Origin of the sequence: Edaphobacter aggregans DSM 19364 (genome assembly GCF_000745965.1) — a bacterium.
GTDB lineage: Bacteria > Acidobacteriota > Terriglobia > Terriglobales > Acidobacteriaceae > Edaphobacter > Edaphobacter aggregans.
The window spans coordinates 1-7,742 of sequence record NZ_JQKI01000196.1 but is presented as its reverse complement, the minus strand read 5'-3'; the positions used below and the strand labels follow the sequence as shown (position 1 = coordinate 7,742).

Below are 7,742 nucleotides of genomic sequence, written 5' to 3'. Positions count from 1 at the left end.
ATCGCAAAATCGATGGATCACCATCCCAAGCCACAAACAGCTTACTGCGATTGTATCTGTGAATTGTTGCGGGCGGAGTTTTGTCGAAAACTAGCTTCTCCCCGGTCGCTCGCCAACTCACCGGGCCTCACCGCCGTCGCTCCCCCATTTCATGTTGAAATTCCGCTGAATTACTGAGGACAATGCCGAGAAGTCCGATCTACGTTTCGAGCACTAGACTCAAGCAACTGAACGACAGCATCCGCGCTCATTTCCCAGCCGAGCCGCAATGACATTGTGGGCCCAATTTTTTCGGCTGCACCACGGCCCTCAAGCTTTAGTGGTAGGCCGACACGACGTACCGTCTGGCTTCCGCATGCATCTCAGGGTCAGAGCTCGAACGCGCAAGAGTTATAGCTGGTGTAGAGGCCTGAGTAGAGCTGAAGTACACGGAAAAAGCAGGTGATAAGACTGCTGTTGGGGTGAAGAATCTTGGCAAGGCGACTGCCAAAGCGGTGCATTGATTACGTCGAGGTATAACTGCGTCTACCCGCTCGGTTAGCAGAGGTCCGTCCGCTAGTGGGATCGTGGCAACATCACTGGTTTCTAGCCGAGCATCCTTAGCATGCGGATAAGCTCAGGAGCGGGCGTGGCATAAAGCACAACGGGGAGCATAGGTAGCGCTGCCGATATTGCCAAGGTAAGGAGGGTTGGCTTATCGATTGGCACAACGTGCATTTGTCTCACAACTGTGAAACTGGTTCCGAAGTCGGCTATTGAAGACGCGTCGGGATTTCCCAGGAGCGTCTCGCCCGCAGAATGCCCGTTTCGAATCCACTTCAGATCAAACAACTGATTATGGATCGCGACCTGAGCACCATATTCGAGCAGTGCTTTCCTTTTGACCTTAAGTAAGACAGGGGGTGACGACTAGAAGCGGTACGACCAGAAATACAGTCGCCAGGATTCCATAAATGATCATTGGAAATTTCAGAGAGGAAAGTGCCTGCCCTTGATAGGCGACGGCGTTACCGACCTCAGCAGCAATGACAGCTCCTCCGGCGAAGACGATTGGCTGAACGCTTTTTGCCCTTCGGATAGGAATCCGAGACCAGCAGCCAGGTCAGCGTGCGTGGCGACGAGAAACAAGTTGATCCTCGAAACGCTCCAGAGCAGTGAGGTCCAAAGAAACATTCTCCAGACCCACCTCAACAAAAGAAATCGGAAGACTGGGGTACAAACGAGATTGAACCACCAGCCAGCCGGACTCAATGCGCCTGACGGAAGACTGTGCCAATTGGAGATGCCAGTCATTAGCAATTCGGTTTTGACGAAAAAGATAGAAGGTAATAGTGAGGCAACGGCCAACAATGCTTCGGGCAGAACACGATCCCGCCAGCGGGTTGTTCTTTTCAACACAGCTTCAACGGACGGCCGTGTCTCTCCGCTTATCCGTTCAGACTTCAGAAATTCGAGAACAAGCGTCCGCCATCTTCGATCGATTCGTGATTCGGCTACGATAAGGATTGGGACAGCAACCAAAAGACGCACATTTACAGCGAAGTCGCGAAGAAACGGAATGTCGATCTCTCGTCTCCATGCCATGCCCTGCATGAGTGACAGGATCAGGAGAGGAAGCCACGTAATCAAGACGGCGGCTAAGGCTCTCCGGAGAACCCGGCGCCGTTCGCTTCCAGCATGGCCCAGGCGAACTAAGAGCCGATGCAGCGAGGCAACGCGTGCCTTCGAGGCGATGATGACGATGAAGAAGATCGACATCGCCGCCATCGAGGCGAGGTTGACGTGAACGCGCCGAAACGTCCTTATTCGTCTGGATCACGCGCCACTCGTCCCATGAATCTGGGCCATCATCAGCCTGCGGTCGAGGAGGGCCGCGGCGATGGCCGAGAAGCACTCGGGAAAGGGGGAACGGCGCCTTCCCAAAGCAGTCTTGCGGTTTGCCTGACCTGGACCAGGCGAAGTCGGCGGTTCTGAACAGCCTTAGCTCGGTCGACGCTCAACGGGGGTACCGCCATGCGATCGAGGAATTCATTGAATTGTACCTCCGATCGACGCCAAAATCACTGGCAGCAGCGCGCCATGGAGACCGATGGGCAAATGGCGGTGCGGCCGGGACCATACATAGAGTATGTTCCAGAGGCCGAAGGCATTGGGTACGAGCGCCATCGGGAAAATGATGACGCGTTCCAGGGGGATGGGAACCTGCAAGACCGGCCGCGTCACGATAAATACAGTGAGCGCGACCAGCAAAGCCAGGCTGGGCACGACCGTACCGGCCATGTAGGCGCGAAGATAAGGGTGAGTGTTCATGATGTCCTCCGATTACAGGTGATAGAGAAACACCGGAATGGCTCCCGGGAAAAATACGAGGAGCGCAGTCACTGCCGCGAGCAGAGCCCAGTCAAACCATGGAACCTTGGCGGGACTCGCTTCGAGGCGCTTCAGCATCGCGGGCCAGAGGTCGTGTCGCAGGTCCGAGCCAACTCGGCCGGTGATCGTTTGGATCGTCTCCGTAAGGAGTTGCTTGATGCGTTGCTGGTCTTGTTCATTCACGGTTCGACTCGTTGTCGCTTCAATTCTTTTCGCAGAAGGCGAAGGGCTCGGAAGACGCGCAGGTTAACAGCTGCCGTGGAAATGCCCAGCGCTTCGGCGATTTCCTTGTATGGCTGATCTTCGATCAGCGCCAGCGTGGCCGCGACTTGCAGTTTCGGCGGAAGCCGACGGAACGCATGCGCCATTTTCCGGCGAAGCTCCTCGGAGATGCCGGGGTCTGGCAACGGCAAAGAAAACGTTTAGGTCCGAGTCCATCGAGCGCGGGCATTGTTACGCAAGAGTTTTTACGCGCCTGCTGGAATGGAACGGAAAGAAGCATTCAGCTTCAGCCTCAGCAACCAGTAACTATTTTATTGTCGTTCAACCCGCGACCTCTGCCTGGCGTGCATCGGAGGTAAGGTAGCGATATTTATGGGCATTGAGTCGGCATAGTGGAAGGTGATCCGCCCACGGCTCACACATCGTTTTCTGATAGTCCGCAGGGTGTCAAAACCAGAAGTAATTCTCGACTGGTGCTAGCCAAGCGCTCAGCGAAGAGAGCGCGAGGTTATTCGGGTAGCTCTGCGAACAAATATTCAGACCCGAACGATTTGCGCCGGCGAGGCCTGCCCAACGAATTGAATGTCGCCGAACCGAACTGGGCTTAGTTAGAAGGCGTGCAGAACCAGTCCGCATACTAAAGAGGGAAGGGAACTGGCGGTAGATTGCGGTAGAGTCATACTGCAATCGCAGTAGTCGACGGATGCAAAACACAAGGCTCTCGGGTGCAGACATCAGTTTGGCCAAATTACGCTCAACTACGCTAAATAACTGTTCGGCAAGGACTTAATGGCAAGCCAGATTGCGCTAAATTTCCCTTACTTATGTGCATGCTCGTCTCTTTGAGATTTCCACAAGTACATCTGAAGAGTCCCTTACCTCGCAGCAATGGACTAATCAGAGTAAGTCGATTACTTCTTGATGGCGAAGAAATTTTTCATCTCCTGCCGTGACGGCATAGATTTACGGTCTTCTCCCGAAACCGAAGTAGCATCCGGGCCGAGCCGAGTTGAGCAAAATACCGCCACATGGACACGTCATCGCAAAAATAGGTTCCATAGCTGTCCAGGTCATCACCGTCGTCGAGCCAAAGTGTCACTAAGGAGATTACTTAACCCGGTTTTCCGTTCCACTGCACCTCCTCGGGAGTGGTTCTGAAACGGCCTCTATCAACAATTTCACCGTCTTCGTTGAGTGTGCAGTAATGGCTCCAGACATCCCAAAGTCGAGACCGATCGTCATCCCGATCCTGGTCTGCTTGCGTGGGACTTCTGCGATGAAGTTGCGTTGTCTTCTTCATGGGATCAGTCTCTCCCTTCAGAGGCCTGCTCATCCCATTTCCCGTTACTCATTCAGATGGAACACACACACAGTCGGCATGATCGAACAACTGGTCGTGAAATCGAGAAGCGGTGACGATCTGAGTCAGAATGTGTACCGGATTCCTGCTGTCACAGCGCGAGGCGTGAGGAAGTGCGTTCCAGAGAAGGTCGAGAGATAGTTGTAGAGCGCGCTGGTGTTGTTGAGGTTTACCACGTCGACGCGAACGCCGAGGCTCTGGTTCTCGTGGGAGATGAGGTTGTCCTCGCCGATCGCGAGATCGACGGTGTTGCGAACAGCGACGCGAGCCGGGTTTCTGTCGGCATCGTAGGTTCCGGGAGCCGGGATGCGGATACGAGTTGCACGGATCGGGCCGGCGCAGGAGCGGAGTGGCGCCGATACGGTTGCGAAGGTGTTTCCGCAATGCAGACCCATCTGCTGCTGCTCGTCTCCTGTGAGCTGGAGCGCGGTTGCTGTATCCGGGGTAGCAACGGAGACCAGGCCACCGTCATACCGGTACGAGGCGTCGAACCATGGCCCGCGCTTTCCGAACTGATAACGCAGGTTGAGGTTCATCGACAGACCCTGGTCATGATCCGGCCGGACGACATCGCTGTAAGGCGCGCTGAAGCTGACGCCGCCAGTCTGAGGTCCGAACAGACGAGAGCGCGTTTGGCTTACCGTGAAGAAGCCGCCGAAGCCGTGAGATGGCAGGAGGGTAACCCGCACGAGGCCGCCATCGATCTTTGACTTTCGAAACTGCGTGGGGAATGTGAGCGGACTGTTCAGCAATACATCAAAGTCGTACGCCCCGTAGGTGAACTTCCAGAGATACTCGGCGCTAAAAGAGATGCGTTTCAGGGCGGTCGTGAAGCCGATGTTGAACTGGTTGCGGTTCGCTGTGCTCAAAACATGCGAACCAGCCGCTCCCAAGGAAGATGAAGGCGACCCGGGACCGTCCGAACTGGCGATGATCAGGTTCTCGTTATAAGGCGTCAGGAACACCCGGGAGTAGTCCCCACGCAGCGTAGTGCGCAATCGCGACAGGCTGTAGGTGAGCCCGACTCGTGGTTGAAGACCGTGCGTTCCTATCAGGCCGTTGTACTTGTCATAGCGCAGGCCCAGCTTGAATTGAAGATCTCTATAGCGGATGAAGTCCTGCGCAAACAACGCCAACTGTTTTATGTCCGTTTTGCCCTGGAAGGAATAGATGCTCCCTCCTCGCGTCAGATCGAGAGATAGAAGGCCGGGCAGGTAGGCTGCATTGGGAGTGGGTCCGACGGTGGAACACTGCGAGGGATCTCGAACGGATGTGTTGGCCGAAGGAGCACCATACGGGTCGAGGCAAGGGCTGTTGTAGGTCGGGGAGGTAAGACCGGTCGCAAACTGCTCGGCCAGGAACGTGTGCTTGAACTCTCCCCCTAGGGTCACGTTGTGGCGTCTGTGAACGTAGGTGAACTCCGGCCGTATTCCTGTATTCGTCAGACGGCGAGCCTGTTCAAGATAGGCTGGTGTATCGGAAAAGATGTTGTCTGAAGGGCGGTAGCGAATCTTGTCCTGCCGCAGCCAGACGTTGTTACGACCGAACGCACGCGAATTGAAGGTGTGGATCAACTGCGGAGCGATGTTGAAACTGATAATGGTCTGTCGCTGATTCTGACCAAGTGCCTGCTGGTCGAAGGTGTTCGGTGTCTGGAACCACGAGTGACTGAGGCTGGCATTGAGCTGCAGATTCGTCTTATCCGTGAGGCGATAGTCCAGCCGCTGAAATATGTTTTCAGCGTTGCCATTTGCGTGAAGATTAACTGTTTCTGGTGTGTCGAGAAAACGCGCACTGTTTATCGCGTCCGCCGCGCTGAAGGAGCCGAAGCGCTCGGTGCCGAATCCAAGGTTGGCGCTGACGTTCGAAGTGGCAAAGGTTCCGCGGCTGAGATTGATATTTCCAGAAGGCCTGCGCTGATCCAGTCCGGATCGCGTCTGCGCCACAATGACCATGCTGGTCTTGTCGCCCACATCCGCACCCGGCGCGCCCTCCCGGACTTCGACCGATTGCAGGGTGTTGAGAGAGAGCTGCGTGGAGAATGTGCGGCTCTGCTGATCGGTGATGGGTTGGCCATCGACAGAGACGGACGCTTCGGCGTGATCGCCAAGAGGATGAAAGGAGCCGTTTGAATCGGCCGAGACGCCGGGCGTGGTCATCGTAATGAGCGAGCTGAAGGGCGCACTCACGCTCTGGGACGGAATGTGGTCGATCTCATCAGGTGTGATGAGGACATGTGCGGGTGCAGTCGTTTCCTCGACGTAATCGGTTGCGAAGACCGTGACTTCGGAGCTTGTTGTGGCCGTGAGAGGAACAATGAGGTGGATCTCGGAGCCCTGGTATGGGATTGCCTTCTGGGCGGAAGCAAATCCAGGGGATTCCACCCGCAGACGGTAGTTGCCGGTACTAAGCCGCAGGAACACGAACTCCCCCTCCGGACCGGAGACCTGCCTTCTTTCCGCACCGCTCCTGACGAACGTCAGTACTAGTTTCGCGCCCGGTACAGCCGCGCCGCTGGCATCGGTAACAACGCCCGAAAGGCCCGCTGACATGCCGTTCTGTGCGGCGGATGAAGCACAGAGCAGGGCCGCGATGAAGAGTAAAGCGAGAGAAGCGACGATGAATTTGCGGACGCGCATTGTTTAGGTATACCTAATATTTAATTAGTGTAACCTATATTGCGGCGGGAGGAATGTTTCGCTTGAAAAAGACAAAGCGCACGCACTGGGATAGGAATACGGAATCGGTAGACGATTACCTCAAGGCCATCTACTCGCTGGGTGGGGATGAGCGGAGATGGGTAGGTGGATCAGAAGTGGCTAATCGTCTACGGGTTGCGCCTGCCTCGGTGACGAACATGCTGCAGAAGCTCTCCGGAGAACCCAAGTCCCTCGTAGATTACAAGCGAGGTTCGGGCGTGCGCCTCTCAAGTGCGGGTCGAAGACGAGCGCTCGAGATTGTCCGTCATCACCGGCTCATCGAAACCTTCCTCTTCGAGGTGCTGAATTACCCAATAGAAGAACTACACGGCGAAGCGGAACGATTAGAGCACTATATCTCCGAGTCATTCGAAGAGCGGGTCGCGGCCAAGCTGGGCAACCCAACAACGGATCCGCACGGCCATTGCATCCCTGCGATGGACGGAACCATGCCACCATCTCATGGCGTGACCTGCAGGTGCGGTCTCTAAATTAGTATCGGTGGGTTCGCGTTAGAGAAACCGCAGAAGCGTTAGTCGACGGCGCAGATTGGTCACGACATGTGTGCGTCCAGCGAAGGCTGGCATGAACAGTGGGTGAAAGTCCCACCGGGGTAAAAGTCCAAGCCCCGTAGCTTGAATAGCAGGAAGGAAGGCAACTGAAAATCCTGAAGCCTATTGACAAAGCCATCTAAAAGGATGGTGAGCGAGTCACCGGGCCGTAACGCAAGTGAACCCATATGGCCTCGAAAGTACTGCAACCCGAAGGCCGAGCCCTCACTTATCGGGCGAAGGCAGCATGGAGCGTCGCAAGGACTGATGCGGCGAAACACTTCGGCGGGGTTGGTAGGGACAGCACGGTGACAAGGTCATGCTAAGCAACTGGAGAGACCCTCCTTGCCCCCCCCGAGAAAGCGGCGGAGCAGGGAAGCCGTATAACCGGTGACCCCGGGAAGTCGGTGGACGGCAGAGGGATTCGGCCGGGTCTGTAGTAGCGAGGAAGCGGAGTAATGTCCGCGGAGCGAAGAGGCCCTGCTGTTTGTAATGGCTCTAACAAAACGGGAGGCAAGGGTGAGATGACAAAAGCGCCCA

General features: G+C 55.8%; 5 protein-coding genes. 1 reads left to right on the top strand and 4 read right to left on the bottom strand.

Annotated elements, in window-relative coordinates; translation table 11 throughout:
- Positions 1-2,028: 2,028 nt before the first annotated feature.
- The 4 genes from Q363_RS29075 to Q363_RS29060 all read right to left on the bottom strand — a co-directional run bounded on the left by Q363_RS29075 (position 2,029) and on the right by Q363_RS29060 (position 6,591).
- Entirely contained in the window at positions 2,029-2,310 is a 282-nt protein-coding gene (locus tag Q363_RS29075) for a hypothetical protein (RefSeq protein ID WP_035357707.1), read from the bottom strand.
- A 12-nt stretch (positions 2,311-2,322) separates the two neighbouring features.
- Positions 2,323-2,553 carry a hypothetical protein gene (locus tag Q363_RS29070; RefSeq protein ID WP_035357705.1) on the bottom strand — a complete coding sequence of 77 codons (231 nt, stop codon included), beginning with the start codon at positions 2,551-2,553 and terminating at the stop codon, positions 2,323-2,325.
- Positions 2,550-2,738 carry an RNA polymerase sigma factor gene (locus Q363_RS29065; protein WP_051979493.1) on the bottom strand — a complete coding sequence of 63 codons (189 nt, stop codon included), beginning with the start codon at positions 2,736-2,738 and terminating at the stop codon, positions 2,550-2,552. Before Q363_RS29065 ends, Q363_RS29070 begins: the two co-directional genes overlap by 4 nt.
- A 1,279-nt stretch (positions 2,739-4,017) precedes the next feature.
- Positions 4,018-6,591, bottom strand: coding sequence for a TonB-dependent receptor (locus Q363_RS29060; RefSeq protein ID WP_035357704.1), 2,574 nt, complete (start codon positions 6,589-6,591; stop codon positions 4,018-4,020).
- A gap of 62 nt (positions 6,592-6,653) precedes the next feature.
- Here Q363_RS29060 and Q363_RS29055 point away from each other — a divergent pair, with 62 nt between their 5' ends.
- Positions 6,654-7,142 carry a metal-dependent transcriptional regulator gene (locus tag Q363_RS29055; protein ID WP_035357710.1) on the top strand — a complete coding sequence of 163 codons (489 nt, stop codon included), beginning with the start codon at positions 6,654-6,656 and terminating at the stop codon, positions 7,140-7,142.
- Positions 7,143-7,742 lie beyond the last annotated feature (600 nt).

Bases quoted from the DNA above. Each gene is read 5' to 3' on its own strand.
- Q363_RS29060 (WP_035357704.1), bottom strand. From the start codon at position 6,591: ATGCGCGTCCGCAAATTCATCGTCGCTTCTCTCGCTTTACTCTTCATC.
- Q363_RS29075 (WP_035357707.1), bottom strand. From the start codon at position 2,310: ATGAACACTCACCCTTATCTTCGCGCCTACATGGCCGGTACGGTCGTG.
- Q363_RS29065 (WP_051979493.1), bottom strand. From the start codon at position 2,738: ATGGCGCATGCGTTCCGTCGGCTTCCGCCGAAACTGCAAGTCGCGGCC.